Below are 26929 nucleotides of genomic sequence, written 5' to 3'. Positions count from 1 at the left end.
AACTGGTCAAGCAGACACAGCGCTTTGCCGACGCGATCAAGGCCGGCAAGCTGGAGGAAGCCCGGGCGCTGTACGCGCCGACCCGTCGCCACTACGAGCGGATCGAACCGATTGCGGAACTGTTCTCTGACCTGGACACCGCCATTGACGTGCGCGAAGACGACTTCAAGGACAAGGCCAGCGACCCGAACTTCACCGGCTTCCACCGGCTGGAGAAAGCCCTGTTTGCCGACAACAGCACCAGGGGGCTGGACAAGCTGGCCGACAAGCTGGTGGCGGACACGGTGGAACTGCAGACGCGGATCAAGTCACTGAGCATTCCGCCGGCGAAGATGGTCGGCGGTGCGGCCGGTCTGATCGAAGAGGTGGCGGCGACCAAGATCAGTGGCGAGGAAGATCGCTACAGCCATACCGACCTGTGGGACTTCCACGCCAATGTCGAAGGCGCACGCAAGATCGTCGATCTGCTGCGACCGCTGCTGCAGAAGGCTGATGCCGCGCTGCTGGCTCGCATCGACGGCAACTTCAAGGATGTCGACACGCTGCTGGGCAAATACCGCGCAGCGGACGGCGACGGTTTTGTCGACTACGGCAAGGTGACCGATGCCGACCGCACGGCAATGAAGGGCCCGATCAATACCCTGGCGGAAGACCTGTCCCGCCTGCGCGGTGTGCTCGGCCTCGACTGACCTTCCTCTTTTTTGATATTGCCAGCGTCAGCTTCCGCCGGGGGCTGACGTTCTGTCTCTCAGGACCCGCTTTCCATGATCCTCTTTTCTTTTCGCTCCCCGGTATGGATGGGGGCGGCCGTGCTGGCTGCTGTCAGCCTGTCCGCCTGCAAGGAGCCGGCAGCCACGCCCGCCGCTGCTGGCAAGGCTGACATTCCCGTGGTCAATGTGACTGTCACCGACAAGGCGTGCGAGCCGATGACGCTGAACGTGACCGCCGGCAAGACCCGTTTCATGATCAAGAACACCAGCGCCCGCGCGGTGGAGTGGGAGATCCTCAAGGGCGTGTATGTGGTGGAGGAGCGCGAGAACATCGCGCCGGGCTTTACCCAGAAACTGACCGCCACGCTGGAACCGGGCAGTTATGACATGACCTGCGGTCTGCTCAGCAATCCGCGCGGCAAACTGATCGTGACCGCTGCCGCCGGGCAGGCCGTGTCCGGCAAACCGTCGGCCAACGATCTGGTCGGGCCGATTGCCGACTACAAGCTGTATGTGAGTGCGGAAGTGGATGCACTGGTCAAGCAGACACAGCGCTTTGCCGACGCGATCAAGGCCGGCAAGCTGGAGGAAGCCCGGGCGCTGTACGCGCCGACCCGTCGCCACTACGAGCGGATCGAACCGATTGCGGAACTGTTCTCCGACCTGGACACCGCCATTGACGTGCGCGAAGACGACTTCAAGGACAAGGCCAGCGACCCGAACTTCACCGGCTTCCACCGGCTGGAGAAAGCCCTGTTTGCCGACAACAGCACCAGGGGGCTGGACAAGCTGGCCGACAAGCTGGTGGCGGACACGGTGGAACTGCAGACGCGGATCAAGTCGCTGAGCATTCCGCCGGCGAAGATGGTCGGCGGCGCGGCCGGTCTGATCGAAGAGGTGGCGGCGACCAAGATCAGTGGCGAGGAAGATCGCTACAGCCATACCGACCTGTGGGACTTCCACGCCAATGTCGAAGGCGCACGCAAGATCGTCGATCTGCTGCGACCGCTGCTGCAGAAGGCTGATGCCGCGCTGCTGGCCCGTATCGATGGCAACTTCAAGGATGTCGACACGTTGCTGGGCAAATACCGCGCAGCGGACGGCGACGGTTTTGTCGACTACGGCAAGGTGACCGATGCCGACCGCACGGCAATGAAGGGCCCGATCAATACCCTGGCGGAAGACCTGTCCCGCCTGCGTGGCGTGCTCGGCCTCGACTGACCCCTCCTCATGCCCTGCCGGCAAGGGATTCGTCGGCAGGGGACGGAATACCATCATGACTGAAAAAACAGATATTCCTGTGCCCGGGGCTGCGGCCCCTGCCTGCCCGTCGCGTCGCAAATGGCTGCTGGGCATGAGCGCTTTCGGCGGCGGCGCGGTGCTGGGCGCTGCCGGCGCCACCAGCTGGTTCCGCCGGCCGGCTGCTGACCCGGCCCGTGAGCAAGTGCCATTCGACGGTGTTCACCAGGCCGGCATCGTGACCGCAGCCCCGCAGGAAGCGATTTTCATCGCCTTCGACGTGCTGGCGCGCAACCGCGAACAACTGGCCGCGCTGTTCCGGCAACTGACCGAACGCATCCGCTTCCTGACCCGTGGCGGCCCGGCACCGGTGGGCGACGCCCGGCTGCCGCCCATGGACTCCGGCGTCATGGGCGCCGAGATCGTGCCGGACGGGCTGACCATCACGGTGGCGGTCGGCGCGACACTGTTCGACGCGCGCTTCGGCCTCGAGGCGCGCAAGCCGCGGCATCTGGTCCATATGGAAGCCTTTCCGAACGACGCACTCGACGCCGGCTGGTGTGATGGCGACCTGCTGCTGCAGTGCTGCGCCCATTCGCGAGAGACGGTCATTCATGCCGTGCGCGACATCATCAAGCACATGCCGGACAAACTGGCGCCGCGCTGGAAGATGGACGGTTTCCTGCCGGCATCGGCCGTGCGCAGCGGCAGTACGCCGATCAACCTGTTCGGCTTCAAGGACGGGACCGGCAATCCGTCGACGGGCGATGACAAGCTGATGGACGACATGGTCTGGGTCGGCAGCAAGGACCAGGAGCCGGACTGGGCTGCCGGCGGCAGTTATATGGCGGTGCGTCTGATCCGCTTTCTGCTGGAGCAGTGGGACCGCACGCCGCTGGGCGAGCAGCAGACCGACTTTGGCCGCGACAAGGCCTCCGGCGCGCCGCTGGGCCGCAAGGCTGAGTTCGACGACCCGGGCTTCGCCGCCGACCCCGATGGCAAGGGCGTGCCGCTCGACTCGCACATGCGTCGCGCCGAACCGCGCCGGCACGGTCGCCACGATGCCAGGTTGCTGCGCCGCAGCTACAGCTATTCGGCCGGGCTGACCCGTTCCGGGCAACTGGACATGGGGCTGGTGTTTGTCAGCTTTCAGGCCAATCTGCAGACCGGCTTTATCGATACGCAAAAGCGCCTGGACCGCGAGCCGCTGGAGGAATACATCAAGCCGTTTGGCGGCGGGTATTTCTTTGTGTTGCCGGGGGTGAGCGCGCGCGAGGGACTGGGGGAGGGCTTGCTGCGCGGATAGGTGGAAATAGGCGGATGGCATCTGCCGCCCGCCCGCCAGACGCAAAAAAGGCCTGCATTTCTGCAAGCCTTTTGAATTCTGGTGGCCAGGGGCGGAATCGAACCGTCGACACGCGGATTTTCAATCCGCTGCTCTACCAACTGAGCTACCTGGCCATCTCTCGTTGCTGCGCTGTGCGCTGCGTTGAGGACGCGAATTAAACCGTAAACCGGGGTGGTGGTCAAGCGCTTTCTGCAAAAAAGTGCCGCCGGCCGAAATGGCGGCCGGATTTCCGGCTTTTTGCAAATCGCCGGGCTGGCCGGTTCAGCGGCCCGGCTGTACTGGCTGGGCGGCGATAAAGGCCGGCAGGGTCATCAGATGGGCGTCGATGGCGACCAGGCGCGGGAAGTCGTCCAGCGGCAGGTCGTAGCGGCGTGCCGTGTACAGCTGCGGGGCCAGGCACAGATCGGCCAGCGTCACCGTGTCACCATGGCAGCAGGCACCGGCATTGTCGGTCGCCAGCCGCTCCAGCGTGGCCAGACCGCTGTGGATCCAGTGCCGGACCCAGTTGCCGCGCTGCATGTCGTCAGCGCCGAAGTCCGCTTCCAGCTGCTGGAGCACGCGCAGGTTCTGCAGTGGATGGGTGTCGCAGGCCAGGGTCAGCGCCATCGAGCGGATGGTGGCACGCGCACGCGGGTTTGGTGGCAGCAGCGGCGGGGTATCCGGCCAGGCTTCGTCCAGATAGGCGCAGATGGCCAGCGATTGCGACACGCGCAGGGCGCCGTCGACCAGCAGTGGCACCAGCCCGGCCGGATTCAGCCGCAGGTAGTCGGCATCGCGCTGCTGGCCGTGGCGCAGGTCCACCGGCCGCGACTCGAATTCGAGCCCTTTCAGGTGCAGCGCAATCCGCACCCGGTAGGCCGCACTGGAACGCCAGTAGTCGTAAAGAATCAGCATGCGGCCACCTGCTGCTCGATGGCGCCAAAGACCGACTGGCCGTCGCTGCCGCGCATGTCGAAGCGGACCTTGTCGCCAGGCATCAGCCAGGGGGTGTGCGGAGTGCCGTCGGCCTGGTGCTCGCGCATGCGCCGTTCGGCAATGCAGGCTTCGCCGACCGATGGGTCGGCATTGGATACCGTGCCGGAGCCGATAATGCTGCCGGCAACCAGTGGGCGGGTGCGTGCCGCATGGGCAATAAGCTGCGGAAAGGAAAAATGCATGGCACTGGCATGCGGGTGGCCGAACGGTTTGCCGTTCAGTGTCACCTCCAGCGGTAACTGCACGCGGCCGTCGTGCCAGGCGTCACCAAGCTCGTCGGGGGTGACGGCAACCGGGCTGGCGCTCGACGCCGGCTTGCTCTGGTAGAAGCCGAAGCCACGCGCCAGCTCAGCGGGAATCAGCCCGCGCAGGCTGACGTCGTTGACCAGCATCAGCAGCCGGATGCCGGTGGCCGCAGTCAGTTCGTCGCAGCCGGCCGGCAGGTCGCCGGTAATCGCGGCAACTTCGCCCTCGAAATCCAGGCCCCAGGCTGCATCGCGCCACGGGATCGGCGCGGTCGGTGCCAGCCAGCCGCCACTGTCGCCCTGATACATCAGCGGCGTCTGGTACAGCTCGGCCGGCATGTCCGCACCCCGGGCCCGCCGTACCAGTTCGACGTGGGACAGAAAGGCGCTGCCATCAGCGAACAGGTAGGCGCGGGGCAGCGGGGCTGCGCAGTCGGCGGCGACGAATGGCAGGCTGCCGGACAATTCGCCGTTGTCGAGTGCGGCGGCGATTTCAGCCAGCCGCGGGGCGACCTGTTCCCACTGGTCGAGTGCGGCCTGCAGCGTCGGCGCGATGCCGGGCACGGCCACGCAGCGGCCCAGATCGCGGCTGACTACCACCAGGCGGCCATCGCGGCCGTGTTTGATTGACGCAAGTTTCATGGTGTCCCTGTCGTGTCCCGGTCTGGCGCTCAGCCTTTCCAGGAGTCCGCGTAAGCCGTCCATTCCACGCCGTCCGGCAACGGCGCAACCAATAGGGGTTTGCGACTGTCCACCATCACCGCGACCTCGTCGGTAAAGGCCCGCGCGCCGGCCGCCGCCGTGGCGAAGGCTTTCGGATGCGGGCCGTGGGGCAGGCCGGTCGGATGCAGCGTGGCCATGCCCGGGTAGATGTGGTCGCGGCTCATGAACTCGCCGGCGTGATAGAAGATAAATTCATCGTAGTCGTCATTGCTGTGGAAAAACGGCAGTTTCAATGCGCCAGGGTCGGATTCCAGCGGGCGGGGTACAAAAGTGCTGATCATGAAGCCCGGCGCGAAGAAGGTCGCGTGCACGGTCGGCGGCAGGTGGTAGCGATGGCTCATGACCGGGCGGATGTCGCGCCAGTTGAGCGCGAACGCACACAGGTCGCCGTGCCAGCCGATGCTGTCCAGCGGATTGAACGGGTAGCGCAGCGTGCTGACGCGGTCGAAACGCTTGACCCGGACCGCAGTCGGCGTATCGCCCTGCTGGGCCAGAAAGGCATCGTCGATGACCGGCGTGCGCAGGCAGGCGGCGTCGAACAGGGCGTGGCGGCCAAGCAGGCCCCTGTCCGGCAGATCGTAGCGACCGTCGATGGCCTCGATCAGCAGCATCGGCCCCGGTGTCGCCGGTTCCAGCCGCCACAGCGCACCACGCGGCAGCAGCAGGTAGTCGCCGTCGCGGTAGTCGAGCCGGCCCCAGTCGCAGAACAGCGTGCCGGCACCGGCATGGACGAACAGCAGCAGGTCGCCATCGGCGTCGCGTACCAGCGGTGTCGGTTGCCCGGCGCGCCATTGGCGGATGGCCAGTTGCCGGTTGCCGAGCAGCAGCGGCGCGCTCCACGGGCAGGTATCACTGGCGGACAGCAGGTTGAAATCGAATGCGCGCGGCCGCAGCTCGCCGTCGATCGCTGACCAGCCGGTCGGCGGGTGGGCGTGATGGAAGTGACAGGCCGGACCGGCAAAGCCGTCACGGCCCATCTCGCGTTCGTAGCTGCCTGCCGGCAGGTCGGCATGCGCCTGCGGCGAGTGGCGGCCCTGTGCCAGCGGCCAGTAGATCGGTGAGGTGCTCATTGCGGGGCCCCCGTGTCGGACAGCACACCCCGTGCGACCTGGTCGCGCTCGATGGCCTCGAACAGCGCGCGGAAATTGCCTTCGCCGAAGCCCTCGTCACCCTTGCGCTGGATGATCTCGAAGAAAATCGGCCCGATGACGGTATCGGTGAAAATCTGCAGCAACCGCCCGCCGCCGGGGCTGCCGTCGATCAGGATGCGATCGCTGCGCAGCCGCGCCAGGTCTTCACCATGGCCGGGCAGGCGGGCATCGATGCCGTCGTAGTAGCTGTCCGGCGTATCGAGAAAACGCACGCCGCGCGCACGCAGTGCCTCGACTGTCGCATAGATGTCGTCGCAGCCGAGCGCGATGTGCTGGACCCCTTCGCCATGGTAGGCGCGCAGGTACTCCTCGATCTGCGAGCGGTCATCGGCCGATTCGTTGATCGGGATGCGGATCTTGCCGCACGGGCTGGTCATCGCCCGGCTCCTGAGCCCGGTCAGTTTGCCCTCGATATCGAAATAGCGGATCTCGCGGAAATTGAACAGCCGCTGGTAGAAACCGGCCCAGTCGTCCATATGGCCGCGTTCGACGTTGTGGGTCAGGTGATCGATGCCGGTCAGGCCGCAACCCCGGGTATCGGCCGGGGTCAGCCGGAAATCGACGTCGTACAGCGAATGCTCGCCGAAGCGCTCGACCAGATACAGGCAGGCGCCGCCGATGCCCCTGATCGCCGGCAGGTTCAGTTCCATCGGTCCGGCGCGGTGCGGAACGCCCTCGGCGCCGAGCTCGAGCGCGCGCCGGTAGGCATCGGCGGCATTGCCGACCCGGAAGGCAAAGGCGCACACCGACGGGCCGTGCAGGCGGGCGAAGTCGGCGCCGAAACTGGCCGGTTCGGCATTGACGATGAAATGGATATCACCCTGCTGCCACAGCGCGACGCGCTTGGTGCGGTGCAGGCCGGTACGGACGAAGCCCAGTTGGGTGAACAGCGCTTCCAGCGCCGCGGGCTCGGGGGCGACGAATTCGATGAACTCGAAACCGTCGGTTCCCATCGGATTGAGGGGGTCTGCCATGCGTATTGTCTCCTCGTGTGTTCCCGCTCTGGATGGCGGGAATCGGGTGCTGCCGCTGTTGCTCAGCCGAGCCGGGCCTCGCGGCACCAGGCGGCAAAATCGTCTTCGAGCTGGTCGAAACTGTCGATGACGAACAGGTCGTTCTGCATGTGCCAGATGTCGTAATCGCGCGCGGCGATGGCATCGAGGTCGAAATCGTGGCGGGTAACCGCGTCGGACAGACTGTGCAGCACCTCGCCCGGTGATGACACGATGCCCGAACCATAGATGCGCAGCCCTTCGGCCGCACGAATCAGGCCGAACTCGACCGTGTACCAGTAGATGCGCGGCAGCCACTCGGTGGCCGGATGGCCGCTGGCGAACGCTGCCTTGCCGGCATGACCGAAGCGCTCGAAGAAAGCGGCGAAGCGCGAGTGGGTCAGCAGCGGTGCGTGGCCGATCAGGTCATGGAACATGTCCGGCGCCGGGGTGTAGTCGAGCTCGTCCGGCTTGCGGATAAAGTCGGTGGACGGAAAACAGCGTCCGGCCAGCAGGGTGAAAAAGTCGTCGTTCTCGACCAGCCCGGCGACCCGGGTCAGCCGCCAGCCGGTGTACTGCTCGATGCGGCGGCTGATGTCGACCAGTCGTGGCAGCCGGGTTTCCGACAGTTCCAGCCGGGCCAGGCCGGCCAGGTACTCGTCACAGGCGCGGCCGGGCAGCAGTTCGCGCTGGCGCGCATACAGGCGCGTCCAGGTCTCATGCTCGGTATCGCTGTAGTCGGGGACGGGGAAAGTGGCCAGATCGATCATGCAGGCGGTGTCGGATGGGGCGGACATCAGGGGCTCCCGGGCGACCGTCCCGGGCAGGGAAGGCGCGATATGGACCGGACGAAGTCGTCAATTAGAGCGTAGACGTCGCACAAAGCAATTTTGTTGCATTGTTGCTCATGGGTACAATATGCGGGACATGAATCACGGATTCAGCGCAATCTGGATAGCACGAAATGCCAAGCCTCGAACTAGACAAGACAGACATCAAGATTCTCGCCGCCCTGCAGAAGAATGGCAGGCTGACCAATGTGGAGCTGGCCGAAACCGTCGCCCTATCGCCCTCGCCGTGCCTGCGACGCCTGAAGCAGCTTGAGGAAAGCGGCGTGATCCGCCAGTACGTGGCCCTGCTCGAGCCGGCCCGCATCGGGCTGGGCCTGCAGGCATTCGTCCGCGTATCGCTGGAAAAGCGCGACGGCGAGTCGATCAACGCCTTCAGCCGCGCGGTGCGCAGCTGGCCGGAAGTCATCAGCGGCTTCGCCATGACCGGCGAAGTGGACTTCCTGCTGCACGTGTATTTCGAGGACCTGGAGCACTTCTCGCGCTTCATCATGAACACGCTGATCACCCACCCGGGCGTGTCGGACGTGAAATCCAGCTTCGTGCTGAACGAGATCAAGCATACGACAGCGTTGCCGCTGTCGCATATGGGCATCCCGTCCTGAGCGCAGGCGTCACGGGGCCGGGCGCAGTCCCGGCCGGATCGCATCCAGTATCTCCGGGGCATCCGGTTTGGTGAGCGTGCCGAAAGCGGTAACGGTCTTGCCGCCCGGCGCGATCACGTACTTGTGGAAATTCCAGCGCGGCACGTCGCCGGTTGCCGCCTTCAGTTGCCTGAAGAACGGGATGGCCTTGCTGCCGGTCACCACCGAGCTTTCCACCATCGGGAACTGGACGAAATAAGTCAGCCGGCAGAAATCGCCGATTTCCTTGTTGCTGGGAAGCTCCTGGCGGAAGTCGTTGCTCGGGAAACCGATGACCAGCAGCCCGCGCGGCTTGTAGTCGCGGTACAGCTTTTCCAGCGCGTCGAACTGCGGCGCAAAGCCGCATTTGCTGGCAGTGTTCACCACCAGAATCGGCTGGTCCGCGTACTGACACAGGTCGAGGCTGCTGCCGTCCAGCAGTTTGAAGCGGTGGTCGAGCAGCGGCGGGCAGGCGGCATTGGCCATGCCGGCGATCAGCAGCAGGGTGAGAGGGAGCAGGCGGGGCATCAGGAGTCCTGTCTATCGAGTCATCTTCAAACCTGATGATAGAGCGAATGGAGCGCCCTGATGCCCTTGTCCGTTGCCTATTCCTTTGCTGCCGCGTCCTCGGCAATCTGACGATGCACTTCCGCCATGTCGACCGACTTGATCTGCCCGATCAGCTGTTCGAGCTGGGGAGCGGACAGTGCGCCGGCCTGGTTGAACAGCATCACCTGTTCGCGGAACACCATCAGCGTCGGGATCGAGCGGATGCGGAAAGCATTGGCCAGGTCCTGTTCTTCCTCTGTGTTGATCTTGACGAAGCGTATGTCCGGATGGGCTTCGGATGCGGCTTCGAACACCGGGGCGAAATTGCGGCACGGGCCGCACCACGGCGCCCAGAAATCGACGACAAGCGGACGCTCATCGTCCAGCGCGGTTTTGAATGTGTCCTGATTCAGATTTTCGACGGCCATGAGGGTCTCCTTTGCATTGGGCGGCGCGAGTGGCCGGATGCTGCGCAGATGGCGTCGCCTGCCGGCAAGGCAAGCGGCGGGCGGGATTGAATTTTTCATCCCGCCCGATAGTGTCGCACTATGCCGCGCCAGTGCGCTGTGTCAGGCGGACAAGCAGGGCGGCCAGCGATGCCGCCGTGGCCAGGGCAATAACCCCCGTCCAGCCCCATTGCGCCAGCGCCAGACTGCCGAGCGCCGCGCCCGTTGCCATGCCGATGAACACCCCGGTGAACAGCAGGGCATTCAGGCGGCTGCGTGCAGCGGGCTCAATGCCATAGACCTGGGTCTGGTGGGCGACCAGTGCCGCCTGGATGCCGAAGTCGAAACCTGCTGCCGCGAGGGCGATCAGGGCCAGCTGGGCCGTCGCGGGCAGCAGGACAGCGAGGCCGAGCAGAGCGAACGACAGGGCGGCCAGCCCGGCGCCGAGGCGCATGACCCGTTCCGGACCCTTGCGATCGGCCAGACGACCGGCCAGCGGGGCCGCCAGCGCCCCGGCGGCACCGGCCAGGCCAAAGGCTCCGGCGGCCGCGCTGCCCAGATGGAAGGACGCATGCAGCATCACGGCCAGCGTGGACCAGAAGGCACTGAAGCCGACCGACAGCAGGCCCTGGGCCCAGGCTGCACGGCGCAGCGCTGCATGGCGACGCCACAGCACCAGCAGCGAATGCATCAGCGCGCCATAAGCCAGTTGCGTGGTGGGCCGGAAGCGGGGCAGGCCGCGCCAGGCGGCGAGGCCGGTCAGGGCGATGGCCGCGGCGGCGGTGACATACATCGTGCGCCAGCCGAAATGCTCGGCCACAAAACCGCTGACCACCCGCGACAGCAGAATGCCCAGCAGCAGGCCGGTCATCACCGTGCCGACAATCCTGCCGCGCTGGGCGGCGGGCGCCAGGATCGCGGCGGCCGGCACGATGTCCTGTGCCAGCGTCGCCGTCAGCCCGACCGCCGCGCTGCTGACCAGCAGTGGCGCGATGCCGGGGGCGAGCCCGCTCAGCAGCAGGGCCAGCGTCAGCAGCACGGCCTTGGTCACGATGATCAGGCGGCGGTCGAAACGGTCGCCGAGCGGAGCCAGCAGCAGGATGCCCAGCGCATAGCCGAGCTGGGTCAGGGTCGGCACCAGACCGGCCATCCGGTCGCTGGTCTGCAGGTCGGGGCCCAGCACGCCCAGCATCGGCTGGCTGTAGTACAGCGAGGCCACGCTCAGCCCGGCGCCGGCCGCCAGCAGCAGCACCAGTTGGCGCGAGGGAGCTGGCTGGCTGGTTTCATGCGTTAATTGGATGGTGGTCATGGCGCGGATCTTTCTGTGGAAACGAACGATGGCGCCAGTTTCTGCGCCGGAGCCCGAATCCGGTAGTCACCGCCGACGCAGATTTGTTATACGCTTGACGTATGAAAGACACCGATTTTGCCGGCCTGGACCGGATCGGACTGATGCAGACCTTCGTCCGCATCGTCGAAGCGGGCAGCCTGTCGGCCGCCGCGGCGCAACTGGAGACCAGCCAGCCAACGGTCAGCCGGCGGCTGCAGACACTGGAACGCGCACTCGGACTGAAGCTGCTGCAGCGCTCGACCCATGCCATGACCCTGACCGACGACGGCCGGCGCTGCTTCGCCCATGCCAAGACGCTGCTCGACAGCTGGCAGGCGATGAGTGCGGACCTGCGCGGGGTCAAGGACGAGGCGGAAGGTCATCTGCGCGTCATCGCGCCGCATGCGTTTGGCCAGGGCCAGCTGATTGCGCCGCTGATGGCCTATCTGGATCGCCATCCGCGGGTGACAGTGGAATGGCTGCTGCATGACCGGCGGCCGGATTTCATCGCCGAAGGCATCGACTGCGCCATTCAGGTCGGGTCGGTAGATGATCCGTCGGTGGTGGCCATCCGGCTGGCCGAAGTGCCGCGCATTGCCGTGGCCGCACCGTCGCTGCTCGCCGGGCGGCCTTTGCCCACCTCGGCGGCAGCGCTGGAGACACTGCCGTGGCTGGCGCTGCAGACCTTCTATCGTCACGAAGTGGCACTGACGTCGCTGGGTGACGGCGATGTCCACCGCTTTGCCATCCGGCCACGGTTGAGTACCGACAGCCTGTACGCGCTGCGCAATGCCATGCTGTCGGGGCTGGGGGCCGGCCTGGTGTCCGCCTGGATGGTGAAGGACGACGTGGCGGAAGGGCGCCTGCTGCATCTGGCCCCGGGCTGGCGTGCCGACCCGTTGCCGGTGTTCCTGGTTTACCCGTTCGCAAGTTACTACCCGGCCCGCCTGCGCCTGTTCCTCCAGCTGATGCGCGAGGCGATGCCGGGCATCTCGGGCATGCAGGTGCCATTGCCCTGACCGGAAAAGACGAGAGCAGGCAGGCTGCAGGCAAAAAAAAACGCCACGCGGAGAAGCGTGGCGAGAAGTCTGCAAAGGAGAAATAGAGGAGAAACTACATCGAACCGACTGCGGTTCGAAGCGAATATTAGACTTTTCTGGATTCGTAATGTTGATGCATATCAACAAAGCCTGATGGACGAAATCCGGACAAAAAAAACGCCACGGTGGGGCCGTGGCGTGAAGTCTGCAAAGGAGAAATAGAGGAGAAACTACATCGAACCAACTGCGGCTCGGTTTGTATATTAGAGAAAAGCGGAAAACTAACTTTGACGAAAATCAAATTTCCGTGCGCTTGCCGGACTCAGGCCCTGGCCTGCAGGCGGAAGCACTGGTGGATCTTGCGGTTGCGGAAGTCCTCGGGCACCGAAACCGCGCTGATATCCTCCAGCCGGTACTTGTCCGCCAGGTCGGCGTCCAGCCTGAAGCCGCGCAGATTGGTCGAAAAGTACAACGTGCCACCGGGGGCGAGCACCATCATCGCGCTGTCGATCAGCCAGCCGTGATCGCGCTGGATGTCGAGTACGTCGATCATCTTCTTCGAGTTGGAGAAGGTCGGCGGGTCCATGACGATCAGGTCGAAATGTTCGCCGTCGCGAATGGTGTCGTCCAGCCACTGGAACACGTCGGCGCGGTCGCGACGGTGCGCCGCCGGGTCGGTGAAGCCGTTCAGCTCCATGTTCAGACCGGCCCACTGCAGATAGGTGTTGGACAGATCCACCGTCACTGTCTCGCGCGCGCCCCCCGCCGCCGCGTAGACGCTGAAACTGCCGGTATAGGCGAACAGGTTCAGGAAACGCTTGCCGGCCGCTTCCTGACGGATGCGGGCGCGGGTCGGGCGATGGTCGAGAAACAGTCCGGTATCCAGATAGCTGTCGAGATTGACGCGAAATTTCAGCCCGGCCTCCTCGACGACGAAGAAGGCGCCGTCCTCGCCGGTCTTTTCGTACTGGGCCAGGCCCTTCTGCCGGCGACGGGTCTTGAAGGCGATGGTCTCGAACGCGACGCCGAGCGCCTCGCTGGCCGCCGCCTTGACGCCTTCGACCCAGACTTCGTGGGTATCTTCGTCCTGCTGCCAGCCGGTGTCGTACTCGGCGATATGCAGGCGGTCGGCGTAGCGGTCGATGGCGACGGGAAACTCGGGCAGGTCGCGATCATAGACGCGATAGCACTGGATGCCTTCCCGGCGGGCCCATTTGCCGAGGTGGCGATCGTTTTTCTTCAGCCGGTTGATGAGCGGGGTGAGGTCGCGCACGGGGAAAATCCTTGATAGGGTAAGCGACCGGCACGCTCCACAGAGGAGGGCGCCGGTTTTGACAACCGATCATTATCCGGGTTCGCCGCCATGCTTGAGCATTTTTTCCTCGGACTGGGCCTGACACTGGCCACGGTGACCCTGCATGTCGCCGGCCTGTACCTGATTCTGCGCGTGCTGCGGCCGGCGCGGAAACGGCAGCGCGTCGTGGCCGAACTGGCCCGTCTCGGGCTGGTGACCTTTGCCCTGCTGCTGGTGCATGCGCTGGAGATGCTGCTGTGGGCGGAAGCGATCCAGTGGCAGACCTCGCTGACGGATTTCAGCGACGCGCTGTACTACTCGATGTCCAGCTACACCACCGTGGGCTATGGCGATGTGGTGCCGAGCGGGCACGAACGCGTCATCGGTCCGTTCGAGGCCATCGTCGGCATCCTGATGGCCGGCCTGTCGACGGCGTTCCTGATCCGGGTCGCGGTGCCGAGCTGGCTGGCCGAATTGCCGCGCCACCATCCGTAAGCCCGCGGTCCTACAACTGTTTGCGCTCGGCCGGTGTGCGGCCGGCCCAGTCGCAGGCGAACTGCCAGGCGACGCGGCCCGAGCGCGCGCCGCGCATCTGCGCCCACAGCAGGGCGGCCTGGCGGGCTTCCTTCGTCAGTTTGAGCTTGAAATGGGAGAGCCAGACCTCGGCGGCGGCCAGGTATTCGTCCTGGTTGAACGGATAGAACGACAGCCACAGCCCGAAGCGTTCGGACAGTGACACTTTTTCCTCCACCGCCTCGCCGGGATGGATTTCGCCATCGACCGAGCGGGTATCGAGGTTGTCGCGCATCCGGTCCGGCAGCAGGTGGCGCCGGTTCGAGGTCGAGTAGACCAGCAGGTTGTCGCAGCGGCGGCTGATGCCGCCGTCCAGCGCGCTCTTCAGCGCCTTGTACGCGTCGTCGCCCTCTTCGAACGACAGGTCGTCACAGAACAGGATAAAGCGTTCGGGGCGGTCGGCCACCTGCTCGATGATGTCCGGCAGATCGGCCAGATGGGTGCGATCGACTTCGACCAGACGCAGTCCCTGCGCGGAGAAGGCCGGCAGCAGGGCCTTGACCAGCGACGACTTGCCCGAGCCGCGCGAGCCGGACAGCAGCACATTGTTGGCCGGACGTCCGGCGACAAAGGCGGCGGTGTTGCGCACCAGCTTGTCCTTCTGCGCGTCGACATTGGCGATGTCGCTCAGGCGGATGCTGTGCGGCTGGTCGACGGCCGCCAGCCAGCCGCGGCCATTGCGCACGCGCCAGCGGAAGGCATGCGCACGCCAGTCGGTGGGTTCCGGCAGTGGCGGCAGCGCGCGATCGAGGCGTTCGAGCAACTGGTCGAACCGGGAAATCAGGGCGTCGATGTGGTCGGTCATGGCGGTTGACGTTCAGGGACTAAATCATCATCAAACCGCCATGACGCCGTCTTGGCAAGTCCCCGCTGTCAGGCGAGTGCGGCCTTTGCGGCTTCCTCCGGGGTCAGGCCGTCATAGAACTGGTCGGTATACCACTCGGCCTGGTCCTCGATATGCTCCTGCGCCTCGGCCACCGTGGCCCCGGCCGCCACCAGGTGGGTTTCCACCTCGGCACACCAGGCCAGCAGCGCCAGTGTTTCGTCGTCCAGCTGTTCGTGTTCCTGTTTTCTGGCCATGGTCGTGCTCCTGAGTGGGGTCGGTCAAGAATCCTGCTCGCCGTTTGCCGCCGTCTTGCCGGCACCGATCCGGCCTTCCTGGCCGGACAGCAGGTTGAGGATATTCTGCTTGTGCTTGCGCACCAGCAACAGGGCGATGACGACAATGGCGCCAAAGTAGACGCCGGGCTGGATAAAGGCCGTGGCGACCGGCGCGGCGATGGCGGCCAGAATGGCGGCCAGCGACGAGTAGCGGGTCGTGGCGGCGATCAGCAGCCACACGGCGGCCGAACTCAGCGCAATCAGCGGATTGACGGCAACCAGTACACCGAGCGCCGTGGCCACGCCCTTGCCGCCGCGAAAGCGCAGGAACAGCGGCCACAGGTGGCCGGCGAATACCGCCAGTGCGACCATGGCAAATTCCGGTTCGGCCAGTCCATGGCGCGGGCCGAACTGCTGGGCGAGAAAGACCGCCAGCCAGCCCTTGGCCGCGTCGCCGAGCAGGGTCAGCGCTGCCGCCTTCTTGTTGCCGCTGCGCAGCACGTTGGTCGCGCCCGGATTCTTCGATCCGTAGCTGCGCGGGTCGGACAGTCCCATCGTTTTGCTGACGATGACAGCGAAGGGCAAGGACCCGATCAGGTAGGCGGCAACGATGAACGCTATCGTGGACATGTCGAATTCTTTAAAATACGAAACCTTGCATTTTACGGCATTGGCGGCCATCGCCCCACTGCCGTCTTTCTTAGTGTCGGAATGGACATCATCTTTTTGCGCGAAGTGCGCGTCGATACCGTCATCGGTCTCTATGAATGGGAGCGGCATGCGCCGCAGACCATCGAGATCGACCTCGACATCGGCATCCCCAGCGAGACCCCTTGTCACAGCGACGACATCGGCGACACCATCCACTATGGCGTGGTGGTCGAGCGACTGCGCGCGATTCTGGCCGAACGGCACTTCCTGCTGATCGAGGCCCTGGCCGAGCATATCGCTCACGTTATCCGCGACGAGTTCGGTGCGCCATGGGTACGGGTCAGCGTGACCAAGCTCGGTATCCTGGCCGGCGTCAAGCGGGTCGGGGTGCAGATCGAGCGCGGTAACCGGAGCTAGGACAGGGCGCCGCCGTCAAAGCCGCCGGAGGCCCGGCGGCTTTCGCGTGCCTGCCATTTGCGGCGGCTCAGAAATCCAGCCGCCACAGCAGCATGCGCTGCTTTGGCCGTATCGACAGGCGGGCGTTCTTGCCGATTTTCAGCGTCGGTTTCAGCGCGGTGTAGCCGTTGCCGAGCTTTTCCGCCTCCAGCGAGATCGTCGAGGTCAGATTCAGTGTGCCCAGTGGCTGGCCGGAGGCCGAGGGCGATACGCCGATCAGCCTGCTGCACAGGGTCGCGCCCGGCATGCAGCCATTGGAGAGGGTATTGGCCGGAGAGCCGGCTGGCGGCATTGCGTCGATGCGCGCCAGTGCCTGTGGCGACCAGGGGTCGCCCAGCCCGAATGCATTTGATAATTCCGCCGCGTCGGCCGCGGTGGTGCCCAGCGTCGCGACGGCGCCGAGGCTTGCCCAGAATGCCCGCTGCATGTTTGTCTCCTCGTGCAGAAGGCATCGCCCTCCCTGATGCGCGGGCGATGTCGTAACGGGAGGGCCTGCCCGTTTTTCATACGGGCTTGGGCCAGTCCACATCTGCACGATAGAAGGTGGCAGCGAAAAAACGGGTCCGTCTGTCGGATTACCTGTTGCGCATGAAGTCGGCCAGATCCCACAGCGCGTCATACAGCCGTCGGGTCACTTCCGGTGAGGCTTCCAGCCCGTTCAGCGCCTCGTGCATGCACAGCATCCACGCATCGCGCATGGCCTCGTCGACCGCGAACGGCAGGTGCCGCGCCCGCAGCCGCGGATGGCCGAAGGCCTCGACGAACAGGTTGGGGCCGCCCAGCCAGCCGGACAGGAACATGTACAGCTTGCGGCGCGAATCTTCCAGATCCGGCGGGTGGATGTCGCGCAGCGACTTCACCCGCGGATCGGCGTCCATGAAATTGTAGAAGCGGTCGACCAGGTGCAGCACGCCGGCTTCGCCGCCGAGCAGCTGGTACGGGGTGGCGGTCGCGTCGCTCATTGCCCGGCCTCGCGCGGCTTGACCTTGCCGGCCGCCTCGCGGGCACGGCTGCGGGCGGTGTCGATATCGTCGGCCGATGCGACTGCCACGCCCATGCGGCGACGGACGAAGCTCTCCGGCTTGCCGAACAGGCGCAGGTCGGCGCCTGGGACGGCCAGGGCGTCGGCCACGCCGTCGAACACGATGCCGACCGCGTCGACGCCGCCGTAGATGACGGCGCTGGCCGCCGCCGGCACGCGCATGCCGGTGTCGACCGGCAGGCCGAGAATGGCGCGGGCGTGCAGCTCGAATTCGGACAGCATCTGGCTGGCCAGGGTCACCAGACCGGTGTCGTGCGGGCGCGGGCTGACTTCCGAGAACCAGACCTCGTCACCCTTGACGAACAGCTCGACGCCGAACAGGCCACGTCCGCCCAGTGCGTCGACCACGCGTCCGGCTACGTCGCGGGCGCGTTCGAGCGCCAGCGGCGACATCGGCTGCGGCTGCCAGCTCTCGATATAGTCGCCGTTCTGCTGCAGGTGGCCGACCGGTGCGCAAAAGTGGATTTCCGGCTGGCCGTCGCGGCCGCGCGCGCGCACGGTCAGCAGGGTGATTTCGTAGTCGAAGTCGATAAAGCCTTCGACGATGACCCGGCCGCTGTCGACCCGGCCGCCACTGGCGGCGTAGTCCCAGGCGGTACGGACATCGTCCGCGCTGCGCAGCACCGACTGGCCCTTGCCGCTGGAGCTCATGACCGGCTTGACCACGCACGGGTAGCCGATGCCGGCGTCGATGGCGGCCTGCAGTTCGTCCAGGCTGGAGGCGAAGGCAAACGGCGAGGTCGGCAGGCCGAGGGTCTCGGCCGCCAGCCGGCGGATGCCTTCGCGGTTCATGGTCAGATGGGCGGCACGGGCAGTCGGGATGACTTCGGTCAGCGCTTCGCGTTCGATGTCCAGCAGGGTGGCCGTGGCGATGGCTTCGATTTCCGGTACCACCAGTGCCGGCCGTTCCTGCTCGATCAGTGCCCGCAACGCCGCGCCGTCGGTCATGGCGATGACGTGGCTGCGGTGGGCAACCTGCATGGCCGGCGCATGTGGATAGCGATCGACGGCGATGACTTCACAGCCGAGGCGTTGCAGGGCGATGGCGACCTCCTTGCCGAGTTCGCCGCTGCCAAGCAGCATCACGCGGGTGGCGGAGGGGGAGAGAGGGGTTCCGATTGGCATGGCGATGTCCGTACAAAACGCTGAAAACGGCGCAAATGCTAGCATGGGTCAGCCGATATGACTGAATTGTTGCACAGACGACAAAATCATGATCTAGCGCAAGAAAACGTCATTGGACAGATGTTATTTGCATGGTTCTCATTAGAATGCCGGCTTTTCCACCCCGCACGTACTCCTATAAATATGAATGCGCCGCTGTCCTTGATCGCTCAGCGTGAGTATGTGCTGACCGATGATGATCTGATCATCACCAAGACCGACCCCAAGGGGGTCATTACCTATGCCAACCGGGACTTCATGCGTATTTGCGGTTACCGGGAGGATGCCTTGCTCGGCCATCCGCACAGCATCATCCGTCACCCGGACATGCCGCGCGGTGCTTTCCGCCTGCTGTGGAAGACCCTGCAGCGGGGCGAAGAATTCTTTGGCGTGGTCAAGAACCGCATCGCCGACAACGGCTTTTACTGGGTGCTGGCCAACATCACCCCGGACTTTGACCGCCACGGTGCGCTCAAAGGCTACTACTCGGTGCGTCGCCGCCCGGCACGCGCCGCCCTCGATGCCCTGATTCCCGTCTATGAGCAGATGAGCGCCATCGAGCGCAATAGCGGAAAGAAAGATGCCCCCGACCTGTCGCTGGCCTGGCTGGAACGGCATATCGCCGAGCTCGGCTTCGCCAGCTACGAACAACTGGTGCTTTCATTGAACCAGGAAGTATTCAGCCGGAGACAACACGCATGAGCGCATCCCAGCCACGTCGGCGCCCGCCGTTCCTGTCCACCCAGTTCAAGCTGGTGCTGGTCTGCTACAACCTGCTGGTGCTGGCGACGGTCGTGTGCTTCGGACTTGGCATCGGCCTGCCGGTGTGGGGCAGCCCGGTGCTGGCGCTGCTGCTGACGGCCTATGTGGTCGTGCATTCCGGACGCCCGTTCCGTGTGCTGTATCTGCTGCGCGAGCATATCGAGCATGCCCGGCGCGGCGAGCTGCACCATCGCACCACCCGGGTCCGCAACCTGGGTGAGGTCGGTCAGGTGGCCTGGGAACTGAACGAGTTCATGGACCTGGTCGAGAGCTATTTCAAGGAAATCAGCAACTGCTTCTCGCGCATCCGCGGCGGCGACTACGGCCGTCGTCCGCTGTCGGCCGGCCTGCCCGGCGTGTTCGCCGATTCGCTCGATGACATCGATCACGCCATTGATGCGATGGCGCAGAACAGTGCCTATCTGAAGCAGAACCAGCTGGCCGCGCAACTGCATACGCTGAACACGGCCAATCTGCGCGAAGACCTGGGCGCCAGCCAGAGCGACCTGCGCACCATCAGTGACGAGATGCAGCAGATCGCCAGCATTGCCGGCGAGAACGCCGAGCAGGCGCGGGCCAGCGAGAGCGCGGCCGGCCAGATCGGCCAGCAGCTCGATACCATCGCCGCCAGCGTCGAGGCGGTGAATGCCGCCGGTTCTGCGCTGGAAAAGGAATGGACACTGATCGAGTCCGCCCTGCAGGCCATTTCCGGCCTGGCCGAACAGACCAACCTGCTGGCGCTGAATGCAGCTATCGAGGCTGCCCGGGCCGGCGAGGCCGGGCGCGGTTTTGCCGTGGTGGCGGATGAGGTCAAGACACTGTCCAACCGCAGCAAGGCGTCGGCGGTGCAGGTGCAGGCGACGCTGAGCCAGTTGAGCAGCCGGGTCGAGGACATGCTGGCGCGCTCGCAGGCGGCCAATACCGTGGCCGGCGAAGTGCGCGAGTCAGTGGATGGCTTCCGGGCGGTGTTCGTGCGCCTGGCGCAGACCTCGTCGGCGGTGATCGCCCACGTCGAGCATGTGAAGGACCAGTCGGCCTGCTCGCTGATCAAGACCGACAATGTGCTGTACAAGCAGCTTGGCTATCACGCGCTGGGCGGCAGTGCCAATGGCGACCATGCGGCGCGGACCGAGTTGCGGCAGCGGGTCGAGGACTGGGCACAGCAGCAGGGGCAGCAGCGTTTTGGCGATCTCGGTGCCTGGAAGGGCGTGTCGGCGCAGCTGGCACAGACCTACCAGCGACTCGAGGCGGCCATTGCCCTGGTGGAAGCCGGCGAAACCGGTGCCGACGCACTGCTGGCGGCAGCCAGCGAGGCCGAGCGCGCCAGTCGCGCATCGTTCGGTCTGCTGGACAAGCTGGTCAGCGAACGTCATGCCGGGATACTGGGTGGCGGCGAGCCGGTCGCGGCCGGCCGGCACGCCGCGCGCGTCAGCGGTTGACCGACGCGCCGACTTCGACGTTGCCGTAGGCCGTGGTCTGCGAGCCGCCGCTGGCACAGGCGGCAAGCAGGGCGACCATGGCGGCAAGCGCCAGGTGGCGGAACAGGGAATGCGGGGACATGGGCTTTCCTTTCGGTGGGGTCAGGCGTCGCGAAGTCCGGCCGGCAACGAGAAAATCGTGTTTTCCTCGACGCCGGACAACTCGTCCACCCCGTCGACACCATAGCCGAGAATGGTGGTCACGACCGACTGCACCAGCACTTCCGGTGCCGAGGCGCCTGCGGTCAGCCCGACCCGGCGCTTGCCGTCGAACCATTCGCGCTTCAGCTCGCCGGCATTGTCGACCATGTACGATTCGATGCCACGACCGGCGGCGACTTCCCGCAGACGGTTCGAGTTCGAGCTGGTCGGCGAACCGACCACGATCACCAGGTCGCACTCGTCAGCCAGCTGCTTGACCGCATCCTGCCGGTTCTGCGTCGCGTAGCAGATATCGTCCTTCTTCGGCCCGTGGATGGCCGGGAAGCGGGCGCGCAGGGCGGCAATGATGTCGCGTGTCTCGTCGACCGACAGCGTGGTCTGGCTGACATAGGCCAGCTGTTCCGGATCGCGGACTTCCAGCCGGGCAACGTCATCCACCGTTTCGACCAGATACATATTGTCGCTGGCCGCCTGGCCCATCGTGCCTTCGACTTCCGGGTGCCCCTTGTGGCCGATCATGACGATCTCGTGGCCGAGCTCGTTCATCTTGCGCACTTCGACATGGACCTTGGTCACCAGCGGACAGGTTGCGTCGTAGACGTTGAGGCCGCGCCGGGCGGCCTCCTCGCGCACCGACAGCGGCACGCCATGCGCCGAGTAGATCAGCGTGTGGCCTGCCGGCACATCGGCCAGATCCTCGATGAAGATCGCCCCCTTCGCCTTCAGACCCTCGACGACGAAGGTGTTGTGCACCACTTCGTGGCGGACATAGATCGGCGCGCCGTACTTTTCCAGCGCGCGCTCGACGATGGCGATCGCACGATCGACCCCGGCGCAGAAGCCGCGCGGGTTGGCCAGCACAATATGTCTCATCCGTTGCGCTCCTTGCGGAAACCGTCGATCACCATCAGCACCGCGCCGACGCAGATCGCACTGTCGGCGATATTGAATGCCGGCCAGTAGAAGGTGCGCCAGTAGACCTGGATGAAGTCGATCACATGACCATGGATGACGCGGTCGACCAGGTTGCCGAGCGCGCCACCGATAATCAGCGCCGCCGCCAGGTTCATCAGCGTGCTTTGCCGGGCGCGGCAGATCTGCCAGCCAAGCCAGCCGGCCACCGCCAGCGCCAGCACGGTGAAGAAATGGCGCTGCCAGCCGCCGGCATCGGCGAGGAAGTTGAACGCCGCTCCCGGGTTGTAGACCAGGACGAAGTTGAACAGCCCGTCAATGACCGGACGCACCTCTCCGTACTGGTAGCTGCCGTTGAAATACAGCTTGGTCAGCTGATCGAGCACGATCACCACCAGCGCCAGGCCGAACCATCCCGCGGCCTTACGCATGGGCGCGGGTCTCGCCGTGGCCGAACACATTGTCCACGCAGCGCGCGCACAGGGTCGGGTGTTCGGCATGCTCGCCGACGCTCGGCAGGTAATGCCAGCAGCGCTCGCATTTGCGATAGGCGGACGACGCGACCGTGATCGCGGTCGTCTCGCCCTGGCTCAGGCCGACGCGGGACACGATCAGCACGAACTTCAGTTCGTCGCCGAGCGCGGCCAGTGCCGGGTACAGCTCGGCATCAGCCACGATATCGACTTCGGCCTGCAGCGAGGCGCCGATTTCGCCGGCTTCGCGACGGGCTTCGATTTCCTTGTTGACCGCCGCGCGCAGCGGACGGATGGCATCCCAGCGGGCGGCCAGCGCTTCGGCGTCGTCGACGGCCGGTACCTCGTGCCACAGGTGGAACAGCGGACTGTCGTCGCTGTCGCCGTTCAGCACATGCCAGGCTTCGTCCGCGGTAAAGCACAGCACCGGCGACAGCAGGCCGAGCAGGCTGCGGGTGACGTGCCACAGTGCGGTCTGCGCCGAGCGGCGGGCGGCGGAGCCGGCCGGGGTGGTGTACAGCCGGTCCTTGAGGATATCGAGCCAGAACGCGCCAAGCTCGTCCGAGCAATAGCCGACGATGCGCTGCATCGCATTGTGGAACGCATAGCGCGGGTAGTGCTGACCGGTGATCTCGTCATGCAGGCGGCCGGCAAGCACCAGCGCGTAGCGGTCGATCTCGACCAGTTCCGCCACCGGCAGTGCGTCGCGGGCCGGGTCGAAGTCCGACAGGTTGGCCAGCAGGAAGCGCAGCGTGTTGCGCAGGCGGCGATAGCTGTCGGTGGTGCCCTTGAGGATCTTGTCCGAGATTGCCAGTTCGCCCGAGTAGTCGGTCGATGCGACCCACAGGCGCAGGATGTCGGCACCAAGGCTGTCGTTGATCTGTTGCGGAGCGACCACATTGCCCTTGGACTTCGACATCTTGCGGCCTTCGCCGTCGACGACGAAGCCGTGAGTCAGCAACTGGTCGTACGGCGCGCGGCCTTCGGTCGCGCAGCCGGTCAGCAGCGAGCTCTGGAACCAGCCGCGATGCTGGTCGGAGCCTTCCAGATACAGATTGGCCGGCCAGGCCAGTTCCGGGCGCTGGCGCAGCACGGCATAGTGGGTCGAACCGGAGTCGAACCAGACGTCGAGGGTGTCGGTCAGCTTGCGGTAGTCGGCGGCCTCGGCACCGAGCAGTTCGGCAGCGTCCAGACTGAACCAGGCTTCGATGCCGCGTTCCTCGATGCGCCTGGCGACGGCTTCCAGCAGTTCGCCCGAGCGCGGGTGCAGCTCGCCGGTTTCCTTGTGCACGAAGAAGGTCATCGGCACGCCCCAGTTGCGCTGGCGCGATACGCACCAGTCAGGGCGGTTGCGGATCATCGATTCGAGGCGGGCACGGCCCCAGGCCGGGAAGAACTCGGTGGCTTCGACCGCTTCGTTGGCGTGGTCGCGCAGGGTGCGGCCGTCGCGACCGTGCTTTTCCATGCCGATGAACCACTGGGCGGTCGAGCGGAAGATGATCGGCGTCTTGTGGCGCCAGCAGTGCGGATAGCTGTGATTCAGGGTTTCGCTGGCCAGCAGCGCGCCGCGTTCGGTCAGCAGGGCAACGATCTTCGGATTGGCTTCCCAGACCGTGTCGCCGGCAAACACCGGCGCGCTCTTCTTGTAGCGGCCGTCATCGCCGACCGGATTGTCGATCGGCAGCGAGTACAGGCGGCCGACCTGGAAGTCTTCCACGCCATGGGCCGGCGCAGTGTGGACCAGGCCGGTGCCGGCGTCGGTGGTCACGTGCTCGCCGAGGATCATCGGCACGCTGCGGTCGAGGAACGGATGGGCGAGCTGCAGGTGTTCGAGCCTGGCGCCGACGGTCTCGCCGAGCAGGCGCGCGTCTTCGCAGCCGTAGCGCTTCAGCGCGGCGGCGGCCAGTTCGCGTACCAGAATCAGCTTGCCCCGGGCGGTATCGAACAGCTGGTAGGTCAGTTCCGCATGGGCGGACACCGCCTGGTTGGCCGGCAGCGTCCACGGTGTGGTGGTCCAGATCACGGCGCTGGCATCATCGACCGGCGCGGCGAGGCCGAAGGCCGTTGCCAGCTTCTGGCCGTCCAGCACGCGGAAGGCCACGTCGATGGCCGGCGAATCCTTGTCTTCGTATTCGACTTCGGCTTCGGCCAGCGCCGAGCCGCATTCGATGCACCAGTGCACCGGCTTCTCGCCCTTGAACAGGAAGTCGTTCTGGTGGATGCGGCCCAGGGTGCGGACGATGTCGGCTTCGGTCTTGAAGTTCATCGTCAGGTACGGATTGTCCCAGTCGCCGAGCACGCCGAGGCGGATGAAGTCCTGTTTCTGCCGTTCGATCTGCAGACCGGCGTACTCGCGGCACAGCTCGCGGGTAAAGGCGGCCGGCAGGCGGACGTCCTTCGGTTCCAGACCGTGCTGCTTGCGGTATTCGACGATGCGCGCATGGATGGTCGGCGCGGCCGCAATGGCCTTCTTGTCGCCCTTGGTCAGCTTCTCGATCTGGTGTTCGATCGGCAGGCCGTGGCAGTCCCAGCCCGGCACGTACGGGGCATCGAAACCGGACTGGGTTTTCGAGCGGACAATGATGTCCTTGAGGATCTTGTTGACCGCGTGACCGATGTGAATGTCGCCGTTTGCATACGGCGGGCCGTCATGAAGAATGAACTTCGGCCGGCCGGCCGCAATCTGGCGCAGCTTCTGGTAGCGCTGCTGGGCCTGCCATTGCTTGAGCCAGCCGGGTTCGCGCCTGGCGAGATCGCCACGCATCGGGAACGGCGTGTCGAGCAGATTGACGGTTTTTTTCACATCGAGGCTCATGGGACTTTCCGGATAATCAACAGGGCATGAGGCGGCGCGTCTCAGCGACGTCCGCATGAATTTGGGCAATCAGCGCGTCGAGCGAGTCGTACTTCTCCTCGTCCCGCAGCTTGTGGATAAAGCGGACGATCAGGCGCTGGCCATACAGATCGCCCGAATAGTCGAGCAGGTAGACTTCCAGCCGGTAGCAGCCGGCGTCGTCGATGGTCGGGTTCTTGCCGAGGCTGGCGGCGCCGACATGGCGCTGCCCGTCCGGCGTCAGGCACTCGACGGCAAAGACACCGGCCAGCGCCGGTTTGCGGTGCGGCAGGTGGATGTTCGCGGTCGGGAAGCCGAGCGTACGCCCGAGCTTGCGACCATGCACGACCCGGCCGGACAACTGGTACGGCCGGCCAAGCAGGCGTGCCGCAAGCGGCATGTCACCGGCTTCGAGCGCTTCGCGGATGGCGGTGCTGGAGGCGCGTGCACCGTCAAGCTCGACCGTCGGCATCGCCCGGGTGGTGAAGCGCGGCTCGGCGGCCAGCAGCGAGAAATCACCGGTGCGGCGGCTGCCAAAGCGGAAATCGTCGCCGATCAGCAGAAAGCGGGTATCGAGCCGCTCGACCAGCACGCTGTCGATGAATGCCTGCGGCGACAGCGAGGCAAAACCGCGGTTGAAACGCTGTACATGGACCCGGTCGACCAGACCGGTGCCCTGCAGGAAAGCCAGTTTGTCGCGCAACGTCGCCAGCCGTGCCGGCGGGTCGTTGCGGGAAAAGAATTCGCGCGGATGCGGTTCGAACGTCAGCAGGGCGGTGGGCAGCCCGCGCGCGTCAGCCTCGCGCCGGAGGTCGCGAAGGATGGCCTGGTGGCCGAGGTGTACGCCGTCGAAATTGCCGATGGTCAACGCACAGGGCGGGAATGTGTCGCCCGGGTGTCCGCCGAAGTGAACCTGCATCTGTAATGTGAGTCCGTTAAACGACCGATTGTAGCGAGCGGGGGCCGGTAGCGTAAAGAATACGCTGCAGTCAGGCTGCCGATAATGGGGGTACCGACGGTTGCCGTGGTGCATGAGCGTGCTCATGAAGCGCCTGATCGCGGCGGCAGAAATAAAAAACCCCGCGAGATCGCGGGGTTTTGCACCTGAGGGGAAAACCAATTACTTGGTTTTTTCCTGCAGGGTTTCTTGCTGGGCGGTGATGTCCACATCAACGCGACGGTCCGGAGCCAGGCAAGCCTTCAGGTCGGCACGCTTCTTGAATTTCTTGGCTTGGCATTCCTGGGTCATCTTGGCTTCGGATTCACCCTTGCCAACCGCGGTCACTTTTTCCGGGGCCACGCCGTAGGCAACGATTTCGTTGCGGACGGTGTTGGCACGGCGTTCGGACAGCGCCTGGTTGTACTTGTCGCTACCCAGGTAGTCAGTGAAGCCCGTCACTTCGACGCCAACCAGCTTGGCGCCCTTGGCCTTGATCTTGTCGGCCACTTCCAGCAGGGCCTTCTTGCCATCCTGGCGCAGCGTGGCCTTGTCGAAGTCGAACAGCACTTCGGCGGACAGCGAGATCTTTTCCTTCACCGGCACCATGACGGCGCTCGGTGCTTGCTTGGCTGCTGCATCGCCGCACTCGACCAGGCCGTCCTTGGCCTTGTCGAAGTACGAAGTGCGCCAGCATTCGTTGTAGCTGTTACGCGTCACTGCGTCGGTGGACTGGTCTACGGTGTAGCCCGGCTTGGTCGCGTAGGCGTTGGCCGAAAACAGCGACACCAGCAGCGCGCCCATCAGACCGCCCAGCTTGATTTTGTTGGTGGTTTTCATCGGTTACCCTCTTTTTCGTCAGGAACTTTGGC

General features: G+C 65.2%; 30 protein-coding genes and 1 tRNA gene. 9 read left to right on the top strand and 22 right to left on the bottom strand.

Features of this window, described 5'->3' with window-relative positions:
• The 3 genes from efeO (DFO50_RS05785) to efeB all read left to right on the top strand — a co-directional run.
• Positions 1 to 689 (top strand): iron uptake system protein EfeO (gene efeO / locus DFO50_RS05785; RefSeq protein WP_028497545.1); only part of this gene is annotated, 689 nt, incomplete at its 5' end.
• 108 nt (positions 690 to 797) lie between these two features.
• Positions 798 to 1931, top strand: coding sequence for an iron uptake system protein EfeO (efeO, locus tag DFO50_RS05780; protein WP_107889324.1), 1134 nt, complete (start codon positions 798 to 800; stop codon positions 1929 to 1931).
• Between the two features lie 55 nt (positions 1932 to 1986).
• Positions 1987 to 3255 (top strand): iron uptake transporter deferrochelatase/peroxidase subunit, encoded by a 1269-nt coding sequence (gene efeB / locus DFO50_RS05775; RefSeq protein ID WP_112692181.1) that lies wholly within the window; start codon positions 1987 to 1989, stop codon positions 3253 to 3255.
• Between the two features lie 79 nt (positions 3256 to 3334).
• Here efeB and DFO50_RS05770 read toward each other — a convergent pair.
• The 6 genes from DFO50_RS05770 to DFO50_RS05745 all read right to left on the bottom strand — a co-directional run bounded on the left by DFO50_RS05770 (position 3335) and on the right by DFO50_RS05745 (position 8180).
• A tRNA-Phe gene (locus DFO50_RS05770) sits at positions 3335 to 3410 on the bottom strand.
• Between the two features lie 148 nt (positions 3411 to 3558).
• Positions 3559 to 4191 carry a maleylacetoacetate isomerase gene (gene maiA / locus DFO50_RS05765; protein ID WP_107889325.1) on the bottom strand — a complete coding sequence of 211 codons (633 nt, stop codon included), beginning with the start codon at positions 4189 to 4191 and terminating at the stop codon, positions 3559 to 3561.
• A complete protein-coding gene (locus DFO50_RS05760; RefSeq protein WP_112692180.1) occupies positions 4185 to 5159 on the bottom strand; it encodes a fumarylacetoacetate hydrolase family protein in 975 nt (324 codons plus the stop codon). The genes maiA and DFO50_RS05760 overlap by 7 nt, the downstream gene beginning before the upstream one ends.
• Positions 5160 to 5188: 29 nt before the next feature.
• Positions 5189 to 6310 carry a homogentisate 1,2-dioxygenase gene (locus DFO50_RS05755; protein WP_107889327.1) on the bottom strand — a complete coding sequence of 374 codons (1122 nt, stop codon included), beginning with the start codon at positions 6308 to 6310 and terminating at the stop codon, positions 5189 to 5191.
• Positions 6307 to 7365, bottom strand: coding sequence for a 4-hydroxyphenylpyruvate dioxygenase (gene hppD, locus DFO50_RS05750; RefSeq protein ID WP_112692179.1), 1059 nt, complete (start codon positions 7363 to 7365; stop codon positions 6307 to 6309). The genes DFO50_RS05755 and hppD overlap by 4 nt, the downstream gene beginning before the upstream one ends.
• A 62-nt stretch (positions 7366 to 7427) precedes the next feature.
• Entirely contained in the window at positions 7428 to 8180 is a 753-nt protein-coding gene (locus DFO50_RS05745; RefSeq protein WP_112692178.1) for a phenylalanine 4-monooxygenase, read from the bottom strand.
• Positions 8181 to 8347: 167 nt separating this feature from the next.
• Here DFO50_RS05745 and DFO50_RS05740 point away from each other — a divergent pair, with 167 nt between their 5' ends.
• The gene (locus tag DFO50_RS05740) at positions 8348 to 8836 is read left to right on the top strand and encodes an Lrp/AsnC family transcriptional regulator (RefSeq protein ID WP_028497552.1); all 489 of its coding nucleotides are present in this window, start codon (positions 8348 to 8350) and stop codon (positions 8834 to 8836) included.
• 9 nt (positions 8837 to 8845) lie between these two features.
• Here the strand turns inward: DFO50_RS05740 and DFO50_RS05735 are convergent, their stop codons facing one another.
• The 3 genes from DFO50_RS05735 to DFO50_RS05725 form a co-directional block, all read right to left on the bottom strand.
• The gene (locus DFO50_RS05735) at positions 8846 to 9382 is read right to left on the bottom strand and encodes a glutathione peroxidase (protein WP_112692177.1); all 537 of its coding nucleotides are present in this window, start codon (positions 9380 to 9382) and stop codon (positions 8846 to 8848) included.
• A gap of 77 nt (positions 9383 to 9459) precedes the next feature.
• The gene (gene trxA, locus DFO50_RS05730; RefSeq protein WP_028497554.1) at positions 9460 to 9831 is read right to left on the bottom strand and encodes a thioredoxin; all 372 of its coding nucleotides are present in this window, start codon (positions 9829 to 9831) and stop codon (positions 9460 to 9462) included.
• Positions 9832 to 9949: 118 nt separating this feature from the next.
• Positions 9950 to 11158 (bottom strand): MFS transporter, encoded by a 1209-nt coding sequence (locus tag DFO50_RS05725; RefSeq protein ID WP_112692176.1) that lies wholly within the window; start codon positions 11156 to 11158, stop codon positions 9950 to 9952.
• Between the two features lie 101 nt (positions 11159 to 11259).
• On the opposite strand from DFO50_RS05725, the gene DFO50_RS05720 reads away from it, so the two are divergent.
• The gene (locus tag DFO50_RS05720; protein ID WP_028497556.1) at positions 11260 to 12198 is read left to right on the top strand and encodes a LysR family transcriptional regulator; all 939 of its coding nucleotides are present in this window, start codon (positions 11260 to 11262) and stop codon (positions 12196 to 12198) included.
• Positions 12199 to 12541: 343 nt separating this feature from the next.
• Here DFO50_RS05720 and DFO50_RS05715 read toward each other — a convergent pair whose 3' ends face one another.
• A complete protein-coding gene (locus DFO50_RS05715; protein WP_028497557.1) occupies positions 12542 to 13492 on the bottom strand; it encodes a class I SAM-dependent methyltransferase in 951 nt (316 codons plus the stop codon).
• A 90-nt stretch (positions 13493 to 13582) separates the two neighbouring features.
• On the opposite strand from DFO50_RS05715, the gene DFO50_RS05710 reads away from it, so the two are divergent.
• Positions 13583 to 14008, top strand: coding sequence for a potassium channel family protein (locus DFO50_RS05710; RefSeq protein ID WP_051528574.1), 426 nt, complete (start codon positions 13583 to 13585; stop codon positions 14006 to 14008).
• A gap of 10 nt (positions 14009 to 14018) precedes the next feature.
• On the opposite strand, the gene DFO50_RS05705 is transcribed toward DFO50_RS05710, so the two are convergent.
• The 3 genes from DFO50_RS05705 to plsY form a co-directional block, all read right to left on the bottom strand.
• On the bottom strand, positions 14019 to 14891 hold the full coding sequence (locus DFO50_RS05705; RefSeq protein ID WP_107889335.1) for an ATP-binding protein: 873 nt from the start codon (positions 14889 to 14891) through the stop codon (positions 14019 to 14021).
• A 68-nt stretch (positions 14892 to 14959) separates the two neighbouring features.
• The gene (locus tag DFO50_RS05700; RefSeq protein ID WP_028497559.1) at positions 14960 to 15166 is read right to left on the bottom strand and encodes a hypothetical protein; all 207 of its coding nucleotides are present in this window, start codon (positions 15164 to 15166) and stop codon (positions 14960 to 14962) included.
• A 24-nt stretch (positions 15167 to 15190) separates the two neighbouring features.
• Positions 15191 to 15817: a glycerol-3-phosphate 1-O-acyltransferase PlsY gene (gene plsY / locus DFO50_RS05695; protein WP_112692195.1), complete on the bottom strand. Its 627-nt coding sequence runs from the start codon at positions 15815 to 15817 to the stop codon at positions 15191 to 15193.
• Positions 15818 to 15898: 81 nt separating this feature from the next.
• On the opposite strand from plsY, the gene folB reads away from it, so the two are divergent.
• Positions 15899 to 16255, top strand: a complete 357-nt coding sequence (folB, locus tag DFO50_RS05690) for a dihydroneopterin aldolase (protein ID WP_028497561.1) — start codon at positions 15899 to 15901, stop codon at positions 16253 to 16255.
• Between the two features lie 67 nt (positions 16256 to 16322).
• Here folB and DFO50_RS05685 read toward each other — a convergent pair whose 3' ends face one another.
• The 3 genes from DFO50_RS05685 to purT all read right to left on the bottom strand — a co-directional run bounded on the left by DFO50_RS05685 (position 16323) and on the right by purT (position 18461).
• Positions 16323 to 16721: a hypothetical protein gene (locus DFO50_RS05685; protein WP_028497562.1), complete on the bottom strand. Its 399-nt coding sequence runs from the start codon at positions 16719 to 16721 to the stop codon at positions 16323 to 16325.
• A gap of 148 nt (positions 16722 to 16869) precedes the next feature.
• A complete protein-coding gene (locus DFO50_RS05680) occupies positions 16870 to 17256 on the bottom strand; it encodes a group II truncated hemoglobin (RefSeq protein WP_028497563.1) in 387 nt (128 codons plus the stop codon).
• Complete coding sequence (gene purT / locus DFO50_RS05675; RefSeq protein WP_028497564.1) at positions 17253 to 18461, bottom strand: formate-dependent phosphoribosylglycinamide formyltransferase; 1209 nt, start codon at positions 18459 to 18461, stop codon at positions 17253 to 17255. Before purT ends, DFO50_RS05680 begins: the two co-directional genes overlap by 4 nt.
• Positions 18462 to 18518: 57 nt before the next feature.
• Between purT and DFO50_RS05670 the strand changes: the two genes are divergently transcribed.
• Positions 18519 to 19202 carry a PAS domain-containing protein gene (locus DFO50_RS05670; RefSeq protein ID WP_233495192.1) on the top strand — a complete coding sequence of 228 codons (684 nt, stop codon included), beginning with the start codon at positions 18519 to 18521 and terminating at the stop codon, positions 19200 to 19202.
• Positions 19199 to 20701 (top strand): methyl-accepting chemotaxis protein, encoded by a 1503-nt coding sequence (locus tag DFO50_RS19105; protein WP_107889343.1) that lies wholly within the window; start codon positions 19199 to 19201, stop codon positions 20699 to 20701. Before DFO50_RS05670 ends, DFO50_RS19105 begins: the two co-directional genes overlap by 4 nt.
• Here the strand turns inward: DFO50_RS19105 and DFO50_RS19775 are convergent.
• From DFO50_RS19775 to DFO50_RS05640, 6 genes are all read right to left on the bottom strand, one after another.
• Complete coding sequence (locus DFO50_RS19775; protein ID WP_255420186.1) at positions 20691 to 20822, bottom strand: hypothetical protein; 132 nt, start codon at positions 20820 to 20822, stop codon at positions 20691 to 20693. The genes DFO50_RS19105 and DFO50_RS19775 overlap by 11 nt on opposite strands.
• A 20-nt stretch (positions 20823 to 20842) precedes the next feature.
• Positions 20843 to 21775: a 4-hydroxy-3-methylbut-2-enyl diphosphate reductase gene (ispH, locus tag DFO50_RS05660; protein WP_028497566.1), complete on the bottom strand. Its 933-nt coding sequence runs from the start codon at positions 21773 to 21775 to the stop codon at positions 20843 to 20845.
• The gene (gene lspA, locus DFO50_RS05655; protein WP_199489750.1) at positions 21772 to 22245 is read right to left on the bottom strand and encodes a signal peptidase II; all 474 of its coding nucleotides are present in this window, start codon (positions 22243 to 22245) and stop codon (positions 21772 to 21774) included. The genes ispH and lspA overlap by 4 nt, the downstream gene beginning before the upstream one ends.
• Entirely contained in the window at positions 22238 to 25102 is a 2865-nt protein-coding gene (gene ileS / locus DFO50_RS05650; RefSeq protein WP_112692175.1) for an isoleucine--tRNA ligase, read from the bottom strand. The genes lspA and ileS overlap by 8 nt, the downstream gene beginning before the upstream one ends.
• 16 nt (positions 25103 to 25118) lie before the next feature.
• On the bottom strand, positions 25119 to 26039 hold the full coding sequence (locus tag DFO50_RS05645; RefSeq protein WP_112692174.1) for a bifunctional riboflavin kinase/FAD synthetase: 921 nt from the start codon (positions 26037 to 26039) through the stop codon (positions 25119 to 25121).
• A gap of 201 nt (positions 26040 to 26240) precedes the next feature.
• Positions 26241 to 26897 carry an OmpA family protein gene (locus tag DFO50_RS05640; protein WP_028497570.1) on the bottom strand — a complete coding sequence of 219 codons (657 nt, stop codon included), beginning with the start codon at positions 26895 to 26897 and terminating at the stop codon, positions 26241 to 26243.
• Positions 26898 to 26929: the final 32 nt, after the last annotated feature.

It is taken from the genome of Microvirgula sp. AG722 (assembly GCF_003269145.1).
GTDB classification, from domain to species: domain Bacteria; phylum Pseudomonadota; class Gammaproteobacteria; order Burkholderiales; family Aquaspirillaceae; genus Microvirgula; species Microvirgula aerodenitrificans.
The sequence above is the reverse complement of the archived record's forward strand: the minus strand, read 5'-3'. Positions and strand labels throughout refer to the sequence as shown.